General features: G+C 59.0%; 21 protein-coding genes. 8 read left to right on the forward strand and 13 right to left on the reverse strand.

Features of this window, described 5'->3' with window-relative positions; translation table 11 throughout:
* Positions 1–93: 93 nt before the first annotated feature.
* The 3 genes from ICA15_RS21135 to cysN all read left to right on the forward strand — a co-directional run bounded on the left by ICA15_RS21135 (position 94) and on the right by cysN (position 3,917).
* Complete coding sequence (locus tag ICA15_RS21135) at positions 94–852, forward strand: Nif3-like dinuclear metal center hexameric protein (protein ID WP_150617136.1); 759 nt, start codon at positions 94–96, stop codon at positions 850–852.
* Positions 853–1,091: 239 nt separating this feature from the next.
* The gene (gene cysD / locus ICA15_RS21140) at positions 1,092–2,009 is read left to right on the forward strand and encodes a sulfate adenylyltransferase subunit CysD (protein ID WP_007912374.1); all 918 of its coding nucleotides are present in this window, start codon (positions 1,092–1,094) and stop codon (positions 2,007–2,009) included.
* Between the two features lie 9 nt (positions 2,010–2,018).
* A complete protein-coding gene (gene cysN / locus ICA15_RS21145; protein WP_210554523.1) occupies positions 2,019–3,917 on the forward strand; it encodes a sulfate adenylyltransferase subunit CysN in 1,899 nt (632 codons plus the stop codon).
* A 179-nt stretch (positions 3,918–4,096) separates the two neighbouring features.
* On the opposite strand, the gene ICA15_RS21150 is transcribed toward cysN, so the two are convergent.
* From ICA15_RS21150 to ICA15_RS21160, 3 genes are read right to left on the reverse strand one after another with little or no spacing between them, the layout of a single operon-like run.
* The gene (locus ICA15_RS21150) at positions 4,097–4,999 is read right to left on the reverse strand and encodes an acyltransferase (protein ID WP_150604395.1); all 903 of its coding nucleotides are present in this window, start codon (positions 4,997–4,999) and stop codon (positions 4,097–4,099) included.
* Positions 5,000–7,099, reverse strand: a complete 2,100-nt coding sequence (gene pta / locus ICA15_RS21155; RefSeq protein ID WP_150617138.1) for a phosphate acetyltransferase — start codon at positions 7,097–7,099, stop codon at positions 5,000–5,002. It lies immediately after the preceding gene.
* 60 nt (positions 7,100–7,159) lie between these two features.
* Positions 7,160–7,486 carry a DUF3565 domain-containing protein gene (locus ICA15_RS21160; RefSeq protein WP_045122156.1) on the reverse strand — a complete coding sequence of 109 codons (327 nt, stop codon included), beginning with the start codon at positions 7,484–7,486 and terminating at the stop codon, positions 7,160–7,162.
* Here ICA15_RS21160 and ICA15_RS21165 point away from each other — a divergent pair.
* The 3 genes from ICA15_RS21165 (at position 7,455) to ICA15_RS21175 (ending at position 9,882) form a co-directional block, all read left to right on the forward strand.
* Positions 7,455–7,940, forward strand: a complete 486-nt coding sequence (locus ICA15_RS21165) for a peptidylprolyl isomerase (RefSeq protein ID WP_150604393.1) — start codon at positions 7,455–7,457, stop codon at positions 7,938–7,940. The genes ICA15_RS21160 and ICA15_RS21165 overlap by 32 nt on opposite strands.
* Positions 7,941–8,063: 123 nt before the next feature.
* Positions 8,064–8,546 carry a glutathione peroxidase gene (locus tag ICA15_RS21170; RefSeq protein ID WP_042557689.1) on the forward strand — a complete coding sequence of 161 codons (483 nt, stop codon included), beginning with the start codon at positions 8,064–8,066 and terminating at the stop codon, positions 8,544–8,546.
* A gap of 232 nt (positions 8,547–8,778) precedes the next feature.
* Positions 8,779–9,882 carry an NADH:flavin oxidoreductase gene (locus ICA15_RS21175; protein ID WP_150604392.1) on the forward strand — a complete coding sequence of 368 codons (1,104 nt, stop codon included), beginning with the start codon at positions 8,779–8,781 and terminating at the stop codon, positions 9,880–9,882.
* 128 nt (positions 9,883–10,010) lie between these two features.
* Here the strand turns inward: ICA15_RS21175 and ICA15_RS21180 are convergent, their stop codons facing one another.
* Both ICA15_RS21180 and cysZ read right to left on the reverse strand, forming a co-directional pair.
* Positions 10,011–11,210, reverse strand: a complete 1,200-nt coding sequence (locus ICA15_RS21180) for a glycosyltransferase family 4 protein (RefSeq protein WP_210554524.1) — start codon at positions 11,208–11,210, stop codon at positions 10,011–10,013.
* A 42-nt stretch (positions 11,211–11,252) separates the two neighbouring features.
* Positions 11,253–12,005, reverse strand: a complete 753-nt coding sequence (gene cysZ, locus ICA15_RS21185) for a sulfate transporter CysZ (protein ID WP_150604390.1) — start codon at positions 12,003–12,005, stop codon at positions 11,253–11,255.
* Positions 12,006–12,315: 310 nt separating this feature from the next.
* On the opposite strand from cysZ, the gene trxB reads away from it, so the two are divergent.
* Positions 12,316–13,278, forward strand: coding sequence for a thioredoxin-disulfide reductase (gene trxB / locus ICA15_RS21190; protein ID WP_150595022.1), 963 nt, complete (start codon positions 12,316–12,318; stop codon positions 13,276–13,278).
* Positions 13,279–13,405: 127 nt separating this feature from the next.
* On the opposite strand, the gene ICA15_RS21195 is transcribed toward trxB, so the two are convergent.
* The 6 genes from ICA15_RS21195 to ICA15_RS21220 form a co-directional block, all read right to left on the reverse strand.
* Entirely contained in the window at positions 13,406–13,744 is a 339-nt protein-coding gene (locus ICA15_RS21195; RefSeq protein WP_150604388.1) for a HopJ type III effector protein, read from the reverse strand.
* Complete coding sequence (locus ICA15_RS21200; protein ID WP_042557694.1) at positions 13,737–14,033, reverse strand: DUF1244 domain-containing protein; 297 nt, start codon at positions 14,031–14,033, stop codon at positions 13,737–13,739. The genes ICA15_RS21195 and ICA15_RS21200 overlap by 8 nt, the downstream gene beginning before the upstream one ends.
* A 96-nt stretch (positions 14,034–14,129) precedes the next feature.
* Positions 14,130–14,501, reverse strand: coding sequence for a dihydroneopterin triphosphate 2'-epimerase (folX, locus tag ICA15_RS21205; protein ID WP_016771653.1), 372 nt, complete (start codon positions 14,499–14,501; stop codon positions 14,130–14,132).
* The gene (gene folE / locus ICA15_RS21210) at positions 14,502–15,062 is read right to left on the reverse strand and encodes a GTP cyclohydrolase I FolE (protein ID WP_210554525.1); all 561 of its coding nucleotides are present in this window, start codon (positions 15,060–15,062) and stop codon (positions 14,502–14,504) included.
* A gap of 22 nt (positions 15,063–15,084) precedes the next feature.
* The gene (folM, locus tag ICA15_RS21215) at positions 15,085–15,795 is read right to left on the reverse strand and encodes a dihydromonapterin reductase (protein WP_210554526.1); all 711 of its coding nucleotides are present in this window, start codon (positions 15,793–15,795) and stop codon (positions 15,085–15,087) included.
* Between the two features lie 157 nt (positions 15,796–15,952).
* The gene (locus ICA15_RS21220) at positions 15,953–16,528 is read right to left on the reverse strand and encodes an antibiotic biosynthesis monooxygenase (RefSeq protein WP_210554527.1); all 576 of its coding nucleotides are present in this window, start codon (positions 16,526–16,528) and stop codon (positions 15,953–15,955) included.
* Positions 16,529–16,739: 211 nt separating this feature from the next.
* On the opposite strand from ICA15_RS21220, the gene ICA15_RS21225 reads away from it, so the two are divergent.
* Positions 16,740–17,699 carry a MerR family transcriptional regulator gene (locus ICA15_RS21225; protein ID WP_210554528.1) on the forward strand — a complete coding sequence of 320 codons (960 nt, stop codon included), beginning with the start codon at positions 16,740–16,742 and terminating at the stop codon, positions 17,697–17,699.
* 3 nt (positions 17,700–17,702) lie between these two features.
* Here the strand turns inward: ICA15_RS21225 and ICA15_RS21230 are convergent, their stop codons facing one another.
* Together ICA15_RS21230 and ICA15_RS21235 are read right to left on the reverse strand one after the other, a co-directional pair.
* Positions 17,703–18,308, reverse strand: coding sequence for a hypothetical protein (locus tag ICA15_RS21230; protein WP_150604383.1), 606 nt, complete (start codon positions 18,306–18,308; stop codon positions 17,703–17,705).
* Positions 18,309–18,380: 72 nt separating this feature from the next.
* Positions 18,381–18,839: a PAS domain S-box protein gene (locus ICA15_RS21235; protein WP_210554529.1), complete on the reverse strand. Its 459-nt coding sequence runs from the start codon at positions 18,837–18,839 to the stop codon at positions 18,381–18,383.
* Positions 18,840–18,867 lie beyond the last annotated feature (28 nt).

Raw genomic sequence — 18,867 nt, forward strand, 5'->3', positions numbered from 1 at the left:
CTGGAAAAGTTGCAGGCGAAGTCAGACCGCCCATAATGTCGCGCATTATACGAGGCCGCGCGTGCCTCTGAACGGGATATTTAGGAGTCTTTCATGGCCGTTGCCCTCAGCACCCTCGTCGAAGAAGCCGACCGATACCTGGCCAGTGCAAAAATTGCCGATTATTGCCCCAACGGCTTGCAGGTCGAAGGCCGTCCGCAAGTGATGCGCATCGTCAGCGGCGTCACTGCGAGCCAGGCGTTGCTCGATGCCGCCGTCGAGGCCGAGGCCGATCTGGTGCTGGTGCACCACGGTTACTTTTGGAAGGGCGAAAACCCCTGCGTCACGGGCATGAAGCAGCGTCGTTTGAAGACTTTGCTCAAGCACGACATCAGCCTGCTCGCCTATCACTTGCCGCTGGATCTGCACCCGGATGTCGGCAACAACGTGCAGTTGGCGCGTCAGTTGGATATCACCGTCGAAGGGCCGCTGGATCCGGACAATCTGAAAATAGTCGGGCTTGTCGGTTCGCTTAACGAGCCAATGACCCCGCGTGATTTCGCCCGCAAGGTTCAGGAAGTAATGGGCCGTGAACCGCTGCTGGTTGAAGGCAGCGGGATGATCCGACGGGTTGGCTGGTGCACTGGCGGTGGCCAGGGATACATCGATCACGGCGTGGCGGCGGGTGTCGATCTGTTTCTCAGTGGTGAAGCTTCCGAGCAGACATTCCACAGCGCCCGGGAAAACGACATCAGTTTCATCGCCGCCGGCCACCACGCCACCGAGCGTTACGGCGTGCAGGCTCTGGGCGACTACTTGGCAAAACGCTTCGCCGTCGAACACATCTTCATCGACATCCCCAACCCGATCTGATTCCCTCCCCTGTAGGAGCTGCCGAAGGCTGCGATCTTTTGCTCTTGTTTTTTAAAAGGCCAGATCAAAAGATCGCAGCCTTCGGCAGCTCCTACAGGGGCGGGTTGGCCGAACTGTGGGGCATATTCATATGCCCTTTCGTTCTAGTTAGCGTCCTGATTAGAAGAGGTCGCTGTGCTAGGATTCCCCGCTCGAACACGGCCCGCTGGCCGTTCATAAGAAAGCTTTCGTGAGTAGCCATGGTCGACAAACTGACGCATCTGAAACAGCTGGAGGCGGAAAGCATCCACATCATCCGCGAGGTGGCCGCCGAGTTCGATAACCCGGTGATGCTGTACTCCATCGGTAAAGACTCCGCCGTGATGCTGCACCTGGCACGCAAGGCGTTCTTCCCGGGCAAATTGCCGTTTCCGGTGATGCACGTCGACACCCGCTGGAAATTCCAGGAAATGTACAAGTTCCGCGACAAGATGGTCGAAGAGCTTGGCCTGGACCTGATCACGCACATCAACCCGGATGGCGTGGCGCAGAACATCAACCCGTTCACCCACGGCAGCGCCAAGCACACCGACATCATGAAAACCGAGGGCCTGAAACAGGCGCTCGACAAGCATGGTTTCGACGCAGCGTTCGGCGGTGCCCGTCGCGATGAAGAGAAGTCCCGCGCCAAAGAGCGCGTGTATTCGTTCCGCGACAGCAAGCACCGCTGGGACCCGAAAAACCAGCGCCCAGAGCTGTGGAACGTCTACAACGGCAAGGTCAACAAGGGCGAATCCATTCGTGTGTTCCCGTTGTCGAACTGGACCGAGCTGGACATCTGGCAGTACATCTACCTCGAAGGCATCCCGATTGTGCCGCTGTACTTCGCCGCCGAGCGTGAAGTGATCGAGAAGAACGGCACGCTGATCATGATCGACGACGAGCGCATCCTCGAACACCTGTCCGACGAAGACAAAGCGCGCATCGTCAAAAAGAAAGTGCGTTTCCGTACCCTTGGTTGCTACCCGTTGACGGGCGCGGTGGAGTCCGAGGCCGAAAGCCTCACGGACATCATTCAGGAAATGCTCCTGACGCGAACTTCCGAGCGCCAGGGCCGGGTCATCGACCACGATGGCGCAGGCTCCATGGAAGACAAAAAACGTCAGGGTTATTTCTAAGGGGTTGTCATGTCGCACGTATCTGATTTGATCAGCGAGGACATCCTCGCCTACCTGGGCCAGCACGAACGTAAAGAGCTGCTGCGCTTTCTGACCTGCGGTAACGTCGATGACGGCAAGAGCACCCTGATCGGGCGTCTGCTGCACGACTCCAAAATGATCTACGAAGATCATCTGGAAGCCATCACTCGCGACTCTAAAAAAGTCGGCACCACTGGCGATGACATCGACCTGGCATTGCTGGTCGACGGCCTGCAGGCCGAGCGTGAGCAGGGCATCACCATCGATGTCGCCTACCGCTATTTCTCCACCGCCAAACGCAAATTCATCATCGCCGACACCCCCGGCCATGAGCAGTACACCCGCAACATGGCCACTGGTGCGTCTACCTGTGACCTGGCGATCATCCTGGTCGACGCCCGTTACGGCGTGCAGACCCAGACCCGTCGCCACAGCTTCATCGCCTCGTTGCTGGGCATCAAACATATCGTTGTCGCCATCAACAAGATGGACCTCAAAGACTTCGACGAAGGTGTGTTCGAGTCGATCAAGGCCGACTACCTGAAGTTCGCTGAAGGCTTGAAGATGAAGCCGACCAGCATGCACTTCGTGCCGATGTCTGCCCTCAAGGGCGACAACGTGGTGAACAAGTCCGAGCGCTCGCCGTGGTACACCGGCCAGTCGCTGATGGAAATTCTCGAGACTGTGGAAGTGGCGGGCGACCGCAACTTCACCGATCTGCGTTTCCCGGTGCAGTACGTCAACCGTCCGAACCTGAACTTCCGCGGTTTCGCCGGCACCCTCGCCAGCGGCATCGTCAAGAAGGGTGACGAGGTCGTGGTGCTGCCGTCGGGCAAGAGCAGCCGCGTGAAATCCATTGTCACTTTCGAAGGTGAACTGGAGCACGCGGGTCCTGGTCAAGCGGTGACGCTGACCATGGAAGACGAAATCGACATCTCCCGCGGCGATCTGTTGGTGCATGCCGACAACGTGCCGCCGGTCACCGACAGCTTCGAAGCGATGCTGGTGTGGATGGCTGAAGAGCCGATGCTGCCAGGCAAGAAGTACGACATCAAACGCGCCACCAGTTACGTGCCGGGCTCGATTGCCAGCATCATTAACAAGGTCGACGTGAACACGTTGGAAGAAGGCCCGGCGAGCGCGTTGCAGCTCAACGAAATCGGCAAGGTCAGGATCGCGCTTGATGCGCCGATTGCCCTCGACGGTTACGAAAGCAACCGCACCACCGGCGCGTTCATCATCATCGACCGGTTGACCAACGGCACCGTTGGCGCTGGCATGATCGTCGCTCAGCCTGTTTCGCATGGCACCACGACACACCACGGCAAACTGGCGCATGTGGCGACTGAAGAGCGTGCGCAGCGCTTTGGTCAGCAACCGGCCACCGTGCTGTTCAGCGGTCTGTCGGGCGCGGGCAAGAGCACGCTGGCTTATGCGGTCGAGCGCAAGTTGTTTGACCTCGGTCGTGCGGTGTTTGTGCTGGATGGTCAGAATCTGCGTCAGGATCTGAACAAAGGCCTGCCGCAGGATCGTGCCGGGCGCACCGAGAACTGGCGTCGTGCTGCGCATGTGGCGCGTCAGTTTAACGAAGCTGGTTTGCTGACTCTGGCAGCGTTTGTGGCACCGAGTGCCGAAGGTCGTGAGCAGGCCAAGGAACTGATCGGTAAGGAGCGTCTGCTGACGGTCTATGTGCAGGCTTCGCCGACGGTGTGTGCAGAGCGTGATCCGCAAGGTTTGTATGCCGCCGGTAGCGACAACATCCCGGGCGAATCCTTCCCGTATGACGTGCCGCTGAATGCTGATCTGGTGATCGACACGCAGACGCTGAGTCTGGAAGAAAGCGTCAAGCAAGTGCTGGATCTGCTGCGCAAACGTGGCGCGATCTAAGACAGAAGCAGCTGCAAGCTTCTAGCTTCGAGCTGCAAGAAAAAGCCCGCCGATGAGCAATCATCGGCGGGCTTTTTTGGTCGCTTTGAGAATGTCAAAAGATCGCAGCCTGGGGCAGCTCCTACAGGGTGTACGCCGATCTAATGTAGGAGCTGCCGAAGGCTGCGATCTTTTGATCTTTAATTCTTTGGGTATTCGCGGTGCATCTGTTCCAGCAACGCATCCTTGTCCAGCCACAGCTGATTGATCCAGCCCTGAAACTGCAAACGATACTCACCGTCCTGATCGTAATTCTTGCCGATGAACTGCTGAGGAATTTTCAGCTCTTCAAAGTGCACCACTACATCTCGCACGTTGCCGCACAGCAAATCCCAGAACCCCGGGCGTCCGGCTGGGTAGTGGATGGTCACGTTGACGATCGACTCCAGTTGTTCGCCCATCGCATCCAGCACGAATGCAATGCCGCCAGCCTTGGGCTTGAGCAGGTATTTGAATGGCGACTGCTGCTGCGCATGTTTGCCGTCAGTGAAGCGCGTGCCTTCGACGAAGTTGAAAATTCCCACCGGGTTGTTACGAAATTTCGCGCAGGTTTTGCGGGTGGTTTCGAGGTCTTTGCCTTTTTTCTCCGGGTGTTTTTCCAGATAGGCCTTGGAGTAGCGCTTCATGAACGGGAAGCCCAGCGCCCACCACGCCAGACCAATCACCGGCACCCAGATCAGTTCTTGCTTGAGGAAGAACTTCAGCGGCTGGATGCGACGGTTGAGTACGTATTGCAGCACCAGAATGTCGACCCAGCTCTGATGGTTGCTGGTGATCAGATAGGAGTGGTTGTAGTCGAGGCCTTGCAGGCCGCTGAGGTGCCAGCGCGTGCGGCGCACCAGGTTCATCCAGCCCTTGTTGTTGCTGATCCACGCTTCGTGGGTGTGGCTCATCAGCCAACCAGCGATGCGCTGGGTGAAGGCGAACGGCAAGGCCTTGATCAGCGCCACGCAGAACAGGAACGAACACAGCAGAATCGTATTGAGCGCCAACAACAGTGAGGCGATCACGCCGCGCAGCGGTGCAGGTAGGAAATCCAGCATTTACACATCCATAGGTCGGTTGGCGGCTTGAATCGCGGTGAGGGCGATGGTGTAGACGATGTCATCGACTTGCGCGCCGCGCGGCAGGTCGTTCACCGGTTTGCGCAGGCCTTGCAGCATCGGGCCGAGGCTGACGCAGTCGGCGCTACGCTGTACGGCTTTGTGCGTGGTGTTGCCGGTGTTCAGATCGGGGAACACAAACACTGTGGCGCGACCGGCCACCGGACTGTTCGGCGCCAGTTGCCGGGCGACGGTTTCGTTGGCGGCGGCGTCGTATTGCAGCGGGCCGTCGATCAGCAATGTGTGCTGTTGTTCATGGGCGAGCAGGGTGGCCTCGCGGACTTTCTCGACTTCCTCGCCGGTGGCCGATTCGCCGCTGGAGTAACTGATCATCGCCACGCGCGGGGTGATGCCGAATGCCGCCGCCGAGTCGGCGCTTTGCAGGGCAATCTCGGCCAGTTCGGTGGCGCTCGGGTGCGGGTTCATCACGCAGTCGCCGTAGACCAGCACTTCCTCCGGGAACAGCATGAAGAACACCGACGACACCAGCGTGCAGCCCGGCGCCGTTTTAATAAGCTGCAGGGCCGGGCGGATGGTGTTGGCGGTGGTGTTGATCACGCCGGAAACCAGGCCGTCGACTTCATCCAGCGCGAGCATCATGGTGCCAATCACCACGGTGTCTTCCAGTTGCTGCTCGGCCATTGGCGCGTTGAGGCTTTTGGTTTTGCGCAGGGCAACCATCGGCTCGACGTAGCGCTCGCGGATCAGATCCGGATCGAGAATCTCCAGCCCCGGCGGCAACACGATGCCTTGGGCGCGGGCGACCGCTTCGACGTCTTCGGGTTTGGCCAGCAACACACAACGAGCTATCCCGCGTTCCTGACAAATTGCCGCCGCTTGCACGGTGAACGGCTCGCTGCCTTCAGGCAGGACGATGCGTTTGTTGGCGGCCTGGGCGCGCTGAATCAGTTGATAACGGAACACCGCCGGCGACAGGCGCATCTCGCGTGGCGTACCGCAGCGCTGGTGCAGCCAGTTGGCGTCGAGGTGGCTGGCGACGAAATCGGTGATGATCTCCGCTCGCTCGCGGTCATCGATCGGGATTTCCTTGTTCAAGCCGTTGAGCAGGTTGGCGGTGTCGTAGGAACCCGTGCTCACCGACAACACGGGTAAACCGGCCTGCAAGGCGCCACGGCACAAGTCCATGATGCGCGGATCGGGCAGGGTGTCGCTGGTCAGCAGCAGACCGGCCAGCGGCACGCCGTTGATTGCCGCGAGGCTGACCGCAAGGATGATGTCGTCGCGATCCCCCGGCGTTACCACCAGCACGCCGGGCTTGAGCAGCTCGACGGTGTTGCGCATGGTCCGTGCGCAAATGATGATTTTGGTCATGCGGCGGGTTTCATAGTCGCCGGCGTTGAGTACTTGTGCGCCCATCAGGTCGGCGACGTCGCGGGTCCGCGGCGCGTTGAGTTCAGGCTGAAACGGGATGCAGCCGAGCAGACGAAAATCACCGCTGCGCAGTAATGGCGAATGTTCCTTCAGGCGCGAAGCAAACGCTTCCATGCTCTCGTCGGTCTTGACCTTGTTGAGGATCACGCCGAGGACTTTCGGGTCTTTCGGACCACCGAACAATTGCGCCTGCAATTCGACGCGGCCGGAGAGTTCGGCGAGCACTTCGTTTTCCGGCGCCGAGACCAGAATCACTTCGGCATCCAGACTTTTCGCCAGGTGCAGGTTGACCCGTGCGGCGTAACTGGCGCTGCGGGTCGGCACCATGCCTTCAACCACCAGCACGTCTTTGCCGACGGCTGCTTGCTGATACAGGGTGATGATTTCTTCGAGCAGCTCATCGAGCTGGCCATCGCCCAGCATTCGCTCGACATGGGCCAGACCCAGCGGCTGTGGTGGTTTCAGGCCGTGGGTGCGCGCCATCAACTCGGTGGAGCGCTCAGGGCCGGTGTCGCCCGGATGCGGTTGGGCGATCGGTTTGAAAAAACCGACTTTCAGCCCGGCCCGCTCCAGCGTGCGCACCAGCCCGAGGCTGATGGAGGTCAGACCCACACCAAAATCGGTGGGCGCGATAAAAAAAGTTTGCATGCGAATTCTCTAAGGGTGCATGGCAATGGCGATCATCTATCTCTGACAATCTGCCGAAATTCAGTCGCCAAGGTTATCGCTAACCGAGCCTTGAGCGCACCAACCGCAGGCAAAGGGTTGGCCTATTTTTTCAATACGTTGCGCCGGGTCCAGCACCCACGCGCGCGATTGCCACGGTGGCTGGTGGCGCAGGTGCTGAGTGTGGCCACAGGAAAGCTCGGCCACCCAGTGACCGTCCTCGTCCTGATGGAAGCCGGTAATCGTCGAATCCCGTTTGTCCGGGTTGTGTTCGCTTTCGCGCGATTGCTTCGCTAAACTTGGCCTTTCTATATTCTTCTGCAAAAGGTCTCGCCCCATGCTGATCGCCGCCAATAAGGCTGTCTCCATCGACTATACCCTGACCAACGACGCTGGTGAGGTCATCGACAGCTCCGCCGGCGGCGCACCGCTGGTCTACCTGCAAGGCGCAGGCAACATCATCCCGGGCCTGGAAAAAGCCCTGGAAGGCAAAGCTGTTGGTGATGAACTGGAAGTATCCGTTGAGCCGGAAGACGCTTACGGCGAATACGCTGCCGAACTGGTCAGCACCCTGAGCCGCAGCATGTTCGAAGGCGTTGACGAGCTGGAAGTCGGCATGCAGTTCCACGCTTCGGCGCCGGACGGCCAGATGCAAATCGTCACCATTCGTGACCTCGACGGCGACGACGTCACCGTCGACGGCAACCACCCACTGGCCGGTCAGCGCCTGAACTTCAAAGTGAAGATCGTTGCTATCCGTGACGCCAGCCAGGAAGAAGTCGCTCATGGTCACGTCCATGGCGAAGGTGGCCATCAGCACTGATTTTCTGCGCTAAGCTTCGAGTACTGGAGAGGCGCCTGCGGGCGCCTTTTTCAGTCCGCGGCTGTCCTTGGTGGTCTCGCCAAGTGGCTGTTTCGAGTAGAACACGGGAATCTGGAGTTCGTCATGAGTGCTTTTCACGACCTTAAGTTGACAGCCCTGGATGGTCAGGAGCTACCGCTGGCGCCCTTCAAGGGCCAAGTCGTGCTGGTGGTCAACGTCGCCTCCAAATGCGGGTTGACCCCACAGTACGCGGCGCTGGAAAACCTCTACCAGCAATTCAAAGGTAAAGGTTTCAGTGTATTGGGCCTGCCGTGCAATCAGTTTGCCGGTCAGGAGCCAGGTACCGAGCAGGAAATCCAGGATTTCTGCAGCCTCAACTACGGCGTGACGTTCCCGTTGTCGAGCAAGCTCGAAGTCAACGGTCACGAGCGTCATCAGCTCTATCGGCTGCTGGCGGGCGAGGGCGCGGAGTTTCCCGGTGACATCACCTGGAATTTCGAGAAATTCCTGCTTGGCAAGGACGGTCGCGTGCTGGCCCGGTTCTCGCCGCGCACGGCGCCGGATGATCCGACGGTGATTGCTGCCATCGAAAAAGCGCTGGGCTAAAACCCTCAAGATCAAGAGATCGTCCGATCGCGGCCCGAGCCTTCGGCAGCTCCTACAGGGGACTGCTGGCGCTGCGATCTTTTCGTTTGGCTGCATTCGATTGTGTGGGAGCTGCCGAAGGCTGCGATCTTTTCGTTTCTAATCCTTGATCACCCAAATCAATAGTGCTGTTCAAAGGCTTCGCCTGTCCATATTATCGCCGTCATAAAGTCATTCCCTGCGGAGTCTTCCCATGCCGGTTCAAGCCCTGTTCAAACCGTTCCACCTCGGCACTCTCGAACTGCCGACCCGTGTGGTCATGGCGCCGATGACCCGTTCGTTTTCTCCGGGCGGCGTACCGAACTCCAAAGTCATCGAGTACTACCGTCGTCGCGCTGCTGCCGGCGTTGGCCTGATCATCACCGAAGGCACGACCGTCGGCCATATTGCGTCCAACGGTTACCCGAATGTGCCGCAGTTCTTTGGTGAAGCACCCTTGGCCGGTTGGAAAAAAGTCGTCGACGCGGTACATGCCGAGGGCGGCAAGATCGTTCCACAGCTCTGGCACGTCGGTAGCGTGCGCCGCATCGGCACCGAACCGGACGCCAGCGTGCCGGCTTATGGCCCGACGGAAAAACTCAAGGACGGTCAGGTCGTCGTGCACGGCATGACCAAGCAGGACATCCAGGACGTGATCGGCGCCTTCGCCCAAGCGGCCAAGGATGCCCAAAGCATCGGCATGGACGGCGTGGAAATCCACGGCGCCCATGGTTATCTGGTCGACCAGTTCTTCTGGGAAGGCAGCAACCAGCGCACTGACGAATACGGCGGCAGTCTGGCCAACCGTTCGCGTTTTGCCATTGAGCTGATTCAGGCTGTGCGTGCAGCGGTGGGCGAAGGTTTCCCGATCATCTTCCGTTTCTCGCAGTGGAAACAGCAGGATTACACCGCACGGCTGGTGCAAACCCCGGAAGCCTTGGGGGAATTCCTCAAGCCGCTGTCCGACGCTGGCGTGGACATTTTCCACTGCTCGACGCGGCGTTTCTGGGAGCCGGAATTCGATGGCTCCGAGCTGAACCTGGCTGGCTGGACGCGCAAGCTGACCGGCAAACCGACCATCACCGTCGGCAGCGTAGGCCTGGATGGCGAGTTCCTGCAGTTCATGGTCAACACCGACAAGGTCGCAGAGCCGGCCAGTCTGGAGAACCTGCTCGAGCGTCTGAACAAAGAGGAATTCGATCTGGTAGCGGTGGGGCGTGCGCTGCTGGTCGATCCGGACTGGGCATTGAAAGTGCGCGAAGGGCGTGAGCAGGACATTCTGCCGTTCAGCCGTGAGGCGTTGATGACACTGGTTTAAGCGCTAACCAGCACTGACGCCATCGCGAGCAGGCTCACTCCTACATTGAATCGCACTTCCTCAGGAAGAACGCGGTTAATTGTAGGAGTGAGCCTGCTCGCGATGGCTGCTTCAGAGTCAGCAAAGATTCAGGGCAATGTCGGTGCATTCGGCACCACCAACTCCCCGACACAAGCCCCCCGCAAATGACCTTCAAACTGCTCGATAATCGCCGCCCACCCTTGGCGACTCGCATGCTGGCGCGCATTCAGCCGCACGCAGCGCAACGTTTCATATTTCTCCAGCAACCACGCAGCTGCATCGCAAAACGCCTCTTCATCGCCCGGCATCGCCAGCACGCCGCTGTAGCCATGGCGAATATGCTGCGCTGCCGCTGCCTGATCGTAGGCCACCACGCCAAGCCCTGAGGCCAGCGCTTCGAGCACGACATTGCCAAAGGTTTCGGTCAGGCTCGGGAACAGAAACACATCGCCGGATGCATAGTGCGCGGCCAGCGCTTCGCCGCGCTGCGACCCGCAGAAAATCGCCTCGGGCAGATCCCTCTCCAGTGCCATGCGTTGCGGCCCGTCGCCGACCACGATCAGCTTCAGAGTGCGTTGTGGATAAGTTTCGCGCAGCTTTTCAAAGCAGCGTTTGAGCAAACCGAGGTTTTTCTCTGGTGCGAGCCTTCCAACGTGAATCACCGCAATATCGCGCTCGCCCAGTCCCCATTGCTCACGCAGGGCGTTCAGGCGTTTGGCCGGATGAAACAACTGGCTGTCCACACCTCGGGACAACAACGCCAGTCGCTCGAAATGCCGCCGCTCCAGTTCCAGTCGCTGGCTGATACTCGGCACCAGCGTCAGCGCTGAACGGTTGTGGAACCAGCGCAAATAATGCGTCAGGAGCCGCGTCAGCAGGCCGAGGCCGTATTGGCTGGTGTATTGCTGGAAATTGGTATGAAAGCCACTGACCACCGAAATCCCCAGCCGCCGTGCCGCTCGCAACGCCGACAGCCCGAGCGGGCCTTCAGTGGCGATGTACAGCACGTCCGGACGCTGGCGCTTCCAGCGCCGCAGCAACTTGTGCATCGACGACTGGCCCCATTGCAATCCGGGATAGCCCGGCAGCGGCCAGCCCCGGCACAAGAGCAAGGCATCGTCTTCAGTACGCTGCGGATCGTCGGCCTGACGTGGGCGTATCAGGTCGACCCGGTGCCCACGCGCACGCAGTCCATCGCACAAGCGGCCAAGGGTATTGGCCACGCCGTTGATTTCCGGTGGGAAGGTTTCGCTGATCAGAGTGATATGTAGAGCTGTCGTCATGACCTCAGTGTCGGCTGAGGCCATGTCGAGCTTGTGACGTTCGGATGATGGATTTGTGACGCCGCGTTAGCGCTGGGTCACGAGATTCTCGGCACCGCGCTCACGCACCCAAAACAGGGTCGCCCCGGCTACGGCGGCCGGCATCATGAGGATGTTGACCACCGGAATCAGCAGCACCAGATACACGATCCCGCCGAAACTCATGCTCTGCCAGCGCTTCTCGCGCAGCCAGGCGAGCATCTCGTTCCAGCCCAGTTTGTGGTTGTCCGCCGGGTAGTCGATGTACTGGATCGCCATCATCCACACGCCGAACAACAGCCACAGCGGTGCGGCGACGATGTTCACCACGGGGATGAACGAGAGAATGAACAGGCCGATCGCCCGAGGCAGGAAGTAGCCGAGCTTGCGCATTTCCCGGGCGAGGGTACGCGGGACCATGGCGATCAGTTCGCCCCAGCTGAAGGCCGGGAAGTCGTCGGTGCCACGCACCACCACTTCGACTTTTTCCGCGAGGAAACCGTTAAACGGCGCAGCAATGATATTGGCTAGCATGGTGAACGTGAAAAACACCATCAATGCCACCAGCACCACGAACAGCGGCCAGAGAACGTAGCTGAGGAAACTCAGCCACTCGGGCAGCGATGGCATCAGCGTGTCGACCCACAGGCTGAACTGGTGGCCGGCCAGATAGATCAATCCGACGAACAGCACCAGGTTGATCGCCAGCGGCAGCAACACGAACAGGCGCAGGCCCGGACTGAGAACCAGTTTGAGGCCTTCGCGCAGGTATTGCGGGCCGGACAGAACAGGGGCGGGCATAAGGTGCTCCGAGCAAGGGAAAACGCGCCGACCTTACCGACTTTGCACCACGTGCGAAAGCGCGGCAGAGCGATCGACATTCACTGTAACAAAGACGTCCATCTCGTCAGTGTCTCGGCATAGAGACCACCTATGAGCTGGATTGTTAAACCGTATTTCCTTAATCTTGCCCCCCTCGATACGCTGCACCCAACTTTTTACAGGACTGTCGAGTTCATGCCTTCCCCAAGGTTATCCACAGTCCTTTTTTATTCCGCCGGCAGTCCGGCGTCCGCGCCAGCTGTATTGGCCGGTCAACAGGAGCAGATTCATGTCTGAAGTCCGTCATTCGCGAGTGATCATTCTCGGTTCCGGCCCTGCCGGTTACAGCGCTGCGGTGTATGCCGCACGTGCCAACCTCAAGCCACTGCTGATCACCGGCATGCAGGCTGGCGGTCAACTGACCACCACCACCGAAGTCGACAACTGGCCGGGCGACGTCCACGGTCTGACCGGTCCGGTGCTGATGGAGCGCATGCGCGAGCACGCCGAGCGTTTTGAAACCGAGATCGTTTTCGATCACATCAATGCCGTCGACTTCGCTTCCAAGCCTTACAGCCTGACCGGCGACAGCGCGACTTACACCTGCGACGCCCTGATCATCGCCACCGGTGCCAGCGCTCGTTACCTGGGCCTGCCGTCGGAAGAAGCGTTCATGGGCAAAGGCGTTTCGGCCTGCGCGACCTGCGACGGTTTCTTCTACCGCAACAAACCGGTTGCAGTGGTTGGCGGCGGTAACACCGCTGTTGAAGAGGCCCTGTACCTGGCCAACATCGCCAGCACCGTGACCCTGATCCATCGTCGCGAAACCTTCCGCGCCGAGAAGATCCTGATCGACAAGCTCAACGCTCGCGTGGCTGAAGGCAAGATCATCCTCAAGCTCAACGCCACCCTCGACGAAGTGTTGGGCGACAACATGGGCGTGACCGGTGCGCGTCTGAAGAACAATGACGGCAGCTTCGACGAAATCACCGTTGACGGCGTGTTCATCGCTATCGGCCATACCCCGAACACTTCTCTGTTCGAAGGTCAGCTGGAGTTGAAGGACGGCTATCTGATCGTGCAGGGCGGCCGTGAAGGCAACGCCACCGCCACTAACGTTGAAGGCATCTTCGCTGCCGGCGACGTGGCCGACCACGTTTACCGTCAGGCCATCACTTCGGCCGGCGCCGGTTGCATGGCGGCACTGGACACCGAGCGTTACCTGGACGGTCTGCAGAACGCTTCGTTCTAAGATCGCAGGCACAAAAAAACCGGCTTCGGCCGGTTTTTTTATGAGAAGCAAAAGATCGCAGCCTTCGGCAGCTCCTACAGTAGATTTGTGTAGGAGCTGCCGAAAGCTGCGATCTTTTGATCTTGAATCAGCGACGGGTCAGGGGTTGTGTTTCGAACTTCACGCCCGCCAGACCCTGCGCGATCAACGCGCGAATATTGCCGTGATCACTGCCCTCAGGCGTGGCCACTACGGAGCGGTAATGCTCGCCGAACGCCAGCAGCGCTTCCTCGTCACTCAAGCCTTCCAGCAATGCCAGACCCAAGGTCTTGCACGAGCCTTCGTTCTGCCCGGCGGCGTTTTCCACGCCACCGTTGTTGAACGCTTGAGGCTGGTAGTCGTAGCCCGCGGCGATGAACGCCAGGGTGTCGGCGAAAGCGTGTTCGCCGCTCTTTAGGCTGGCGCGCAGGGTGTTCAGGTCACTCATGGGTTTTTCCTTTGGCGAACGCTGCTTGTTGCTCAGCGCTGGCTTCTTGCTGAAATTGGGCTTTCCACTCGGCGTACGGCATGCCGTAAACCACTTCGCGGGCGTCGTCGAGGCTTACCTCGATCTGGCGCTCATCGGCTTCGGCCTTGTACCACTTCGATAGGCAGTTGCGGCAGAACCCGGCGAGGTTCATCAGGTCGATGTTCTGCACATCCTTGCGGCTGTCCAGGTGCGCGACCAGTCGGCGGAAGGCGGCGGCTTCGAGTTCGAGGCGTTGTTGCTCGTTCATGGGAGTCTCTGCGAGACAGCTTCAAGCGACGAGCTTCAAGCTGCAAGATGGTTGGCGGTGATACGAAGTTTACAGCTTGGCGCTTGAAGCTTGAAGCTAGCGGCTCGCTGCAAGCGTGATTGACACCGACTCGGCAAAGCGCAGCGCGTGCGGCTTGTCGACTTCGACTTCGGCGTACAGCACCGAGGCGTTGGTCATCACCAGATCGAGCAATTCCTGGGTCAGGCGCTCGAGCAGGGCAAAACGATTGCCCTCGACGTGGGCGATGATTGCCTTGGTGATGGTGCGGTAATTGAGCGCGTGGTCGATGTCATTGTCACGCACCGCTTCTTGCGCGGCGTACAGGATGGTCAGGTTGATCAGCACATCCTGCTTGTTGAGGATTTCGTCCTCGTTGATCCCGATAAAGGTGCGCAAGCGCAGATCCTTGACCCGGATACGCGCCATTCCCGGCTGAAGTTGTGGCATTTACTTGCTCCGTCCAATCAATTGCAGGAACTCCTGACGGGTGTTGCTCGAGTCGCGGAAGGCGCCGAGCATGACCGAGGTGTTCATGGTCGAATTCTGTTTTTCGACACCGCGCATCATCATGCACATGTGTCTGGCCTCGATGACCACCGCAACACCGGCGGCATCGGTAACCTGTTGCACCGCATCGGCAATCTGCCGGGTGAGGTTTTCCTGAATTTGCAGGCGTCTGGCGAACATGTCCACCAGTCGCGCGATCTTCGACAGCCCCAGCACTTTGCCAGTCGGAATATAAGCCACATGGGCCTTGCCGATGAAGGGCAGCAAGTGATGTTCGCACAACGAGTACAACTCGATGTCGGCGACGATGATCATCTCGTCGCTGTCGGAGGCAAACAGCGCGCCATTGACGATTTTGTCGACGCTCTGCTCGTAACCGTGACACAGGTATTGCATGGCCTTGGCCGCCCGCGCCGGCGTATCGAGCAATCCTTCACGGTCGGGATCTTCACCGAGGCCAATGAGGATTTCACGGTAGTTCTCGGGCAGGGAACGGATCATCGAACATCCTCGCGGGGCAGCGTTATTTGACGTGCCTTCCGCCATTGACGGTCAGGGTCGTGCCGGTGACATAAGGGTTGTCGAGCAGGTAGCGAAGGCTCTGGTAGATCACTTCGCTACCGGGTTCGATGCCCAGCGCGGATTTGGCCAGGGCCTTGGCGCGGTACGCCACGTCGTCGTCGGGGTTGAACAATAGCAGGGCCGGCGCAATGCCGTTGACCTTGATCGCCGGCGCATAACGGGCGGCGAAGGACAGGGTCAGGCTGTCGAGCCCGGCTTTGCTGGCGCAATAGGCGATGTGCTTGCTGCTGCCCTTGCGAGTGACATCGTCGCTGATGTGGATGATGTCGGCGGGTGTCGATTGCTTGAGCAGGTCGACGCAGTGCAGGTTGATCAGATAGGGCGCCAGCATGTGAATATTGACCATGCGGTTGAACGCTTCGGCTTCGCTGCCTGGGGTTTCCGCCTGCCAGTCGGAGGCGTTATGCACGATCGCCCGCAGGCTGTCGGTGTGGGTGTTCAATTCGGCGATGAACGCGAGGATGCCGGCTTCGCTGGAAAAGTCTGCGAATACGCCGATGGCGCCCAGATCACGTAGCGTCTGGACACCGGGGCGTTCGCTGCGATAGGTGAAAATGACGCGGTGGCCGTCTTCGAGCAAACGCTGCGCGCAGTGCAGACCGACACGTTGGCCGGCGCCGGTGATCAGGATCGGGGCGGAGGTTGTAGTCATGAACGGCTCGCGTCGCGGTGGGTGCAAAAACTATAACAGCGGCGGGCCTGAAAAGATCGCAGCCTCCGGCAGCTCCCGCACTGCGCCACTGTCGCAACTGTGTAGGAGCCGCGTAGGAGCCTGTAGGAGCATTCGAGTGCAACGAGGCTGCGATCTTTTAGCGGTTCTGCGCAGAGGGTGCGACAGGCAACGGACGCGCAGGCGTGCTGTTCAACCAGTTCGCCAGCAACCGCGTCGACAACGGAATAAAGAAATAAACCATCAGCGGCGTCAGGCATGCCGTGCTGATCAACACTTTCGGCAAAAGGCTCATGTCCACGAGCAACGGACCCACGACAAAATTGAACAACAGCGACACCGGAAAGAATGCCAGCCAGATCGCAATCGCCTGTTTCCAGCGCGGCGGGCGCTGGCCGACTACGCTTGTGCCGAACCAGCCTTCGATGCCACTGACACGATGCTCTTTGGGATGGGCAAACAGATCGCTGCCACGATCCAGCCAGGCGGTACGCGAGGCCGAATGCTCCCACGCATGCAAAGTCTGTTCATCGACAAAGCGGAAGATAATCTGGAATTCGTTATCGCCGGGCGGCGGTGCGAGCACGCCGGAACCCAGATAACCGGGGAAATCGGTGGCCAGTTGTTCGCCTTCGCGCAGCCAGGCGATCAGATCCTGATAGCGGCCATCGGCGACGCGACGCGCAACCATCAGCGTGACGGGTGAAGTAGACATTGTGTATCTCCGTATCTCGATTGCGTCACTCCGGGTAGGAGTTTCGCCTGACGCAAGGCCGGGGTGGAGGCCTGCGCTTTTCAGCAAGCAAGGATTATTCCTGATTTTCGTGTTTAAACCAGAGACTTTCGTCGCATATCTCTACTTGAACGCAATCAGGGCATCGGGGTTAGAATGGGATCCAATTCACCCGTCCGGAAGTTGAGGCCCAATGCCTGTCATGACAGACGCGCACCCAGTTTCTCAGGCATCTGTTGCGCTCGAGCGCGAGGATCTGTTTCCTATCCGTGAAGTCGCGAGGCTGACAGGTGTCAATCCGGTCACGCTGCGCGCCTGGGAACGTCGCTATGGTTTGATCCTGCCGGTGCGCACCGAGAGTGGGCATCGGCTGTATTCGATGACCGAAATCGAGCGCGTTCGCAGCATCGTCGACTGGATCGATCGTGGTGTGGCGGTCAGCAAGATCGGCAAGATTCTCGCCAGGACCGAACCGCTGAAGGTTCTCGCGCACATCATTCCCGATGATCTGGTGCAAGCCGATTATCTGCAATGGCAAGTGCAGCTCCAGCAGGCGATCAGCTCTTTCGATGATCAACTACTGGATCGGGTCTACGGTCAGATCTTTTCTTCTTATGCGTTGCCCGTTGTGTTTCAGGACATCCTGATGCCGTTATGGCTGCAGTTGTTGCAGCGTCAGGATGGCTTTGGGCAGACCAGCGAATGGTTGTTCTTTGACGGGTTTCTTAGGGCGCGGGTGTTACACCGAATCATCACTCTGCGTGGCGCACAACCGCGACGGGTGATCGTCAGTGCGCTGGCCGGGCAATGCCGGGAGCTTGAGTTGCTGGTGGCGGCGCTGTTTCTCAGTGGCAATGACGCAGGCGTTCGTGTGTTGACCACCGGCCAGCCGCTCGATGAGCTGACCCTCGTTTGCGAGAAGATCAAACCTGACGCACTGGTGCTGTTTTCCAATCACGCCCCGAGTGCCGATTTGCCCCGGCGTCTGAATCGATTGGCCTTGAGTCTTGATTGTCAGCTAATGCTCGCCGGCGATGCGTCTGATCTGGCGCAAGAGAGTCTGGCCGGATCATCTGTGGCGTGCCTGGGTAATGAAGGGATGAACATGCGTCAGCGCATGACGCAGTTTCTGGCGGGGAAGCTTGATACCTGAGAATCAGGTGTGCAGGGCAGGGTGCGTCAAACGATGTTGCTGCAGGATGAACTGTCGAAGACGCTCGGTTTCGTCGCTGTCTGTCTGGCTGAGTTCGTAGGCGTAGAAACCACTCTCGGTTTCGCGCTCGAAATTGCCGCGCAATGCGATCCGCTCATAACCCGAAGGGCTGAACCACAGCGCGAAATGCTTGGGCGGTTTGGTCTTGTTGCGCACTTCCAGCAGTACGCCTTTATGTGAAACCTCGTGAACCCACAGCGTGCCCGCCTGGCCTTTGGCATTCTCCAGCGCCACCGGCTCTTCAAGTGTCAGCCGCCACGGACGAACCATCGGGCCATCTTCGTAGATGCTTGGCACACCAAGGCGCAGGTGCAGCGCATGAAACTCGTCTTCCACCAGATGCAGCGGAAACGTCATCTGCTGATTTTCGAAGTTGGCCTGAATGGTCACTTGCTCGTGAGCGGCCAGACGCGTGAGCAAATCACGGATCTGCGAACCACCGTTAACCAGCAGACTCGACGTCGCATCCCGCACATTGAGTTGCGGGTTGTGCTGCATGGTCTGGATAAAATCCAGCTCATCCTGGGTCAGGAGCGCGTCGCGTTGCATGGCTAACTCGAAAGGAATAGTTACAAAGTCATTGGTGATTGTAGTTAATGACAACCAGTTCGATGTTTTGTTTTAACCGTTTGTCGCTTTCAAGGCGGCGAGTTCTGTTTCCAGTGCAGCGACCCGGGCCTCCAGCTGCGCGACACGTTGCTGAGCCTTGACCTGCATCGTCACATCTTTTTGCACGCCGACAAAGTAAGTCTGCCCGTCATCGGCATTTTTTACCGTTGAAAGTGACAATTCATTCCAGAACGCCGTGCCGTCCTTACGGTAGTTGCGCAAAATTTCCCGACACGAGCCGTTGGTACGCAATACATCGCGAATGAGCTCCAGGCTCTCCTGATCACGGTCGCCGGCCTGCAGAAAGCGGCAATCCTGATAGAGGATTTCTTCGCTGGAGTAACCGGTGAGACGCTCGAAGGCCGGGTTGACGTAGATCAGGATGTTGTCCCGCTCGCCTTCTTTTTCCGCGACCACAATCCCGTCATTCGATGCGTTGATCACCATTTGCAGCAAGTGAGCGTTGATCATCCTTGAATCCTTTCAGAGCTGGCATTGG

This window comes from Pseudomonas sp. P116, from assembly GCF_020149425.1.
GTDB lineage: Bacteria > Pseudomonadota > Gammaproteobacteria > Pseudomonadales > Pseudomonadaceae > Aquipseudomonas > Aquipseudomonas anatoliensis.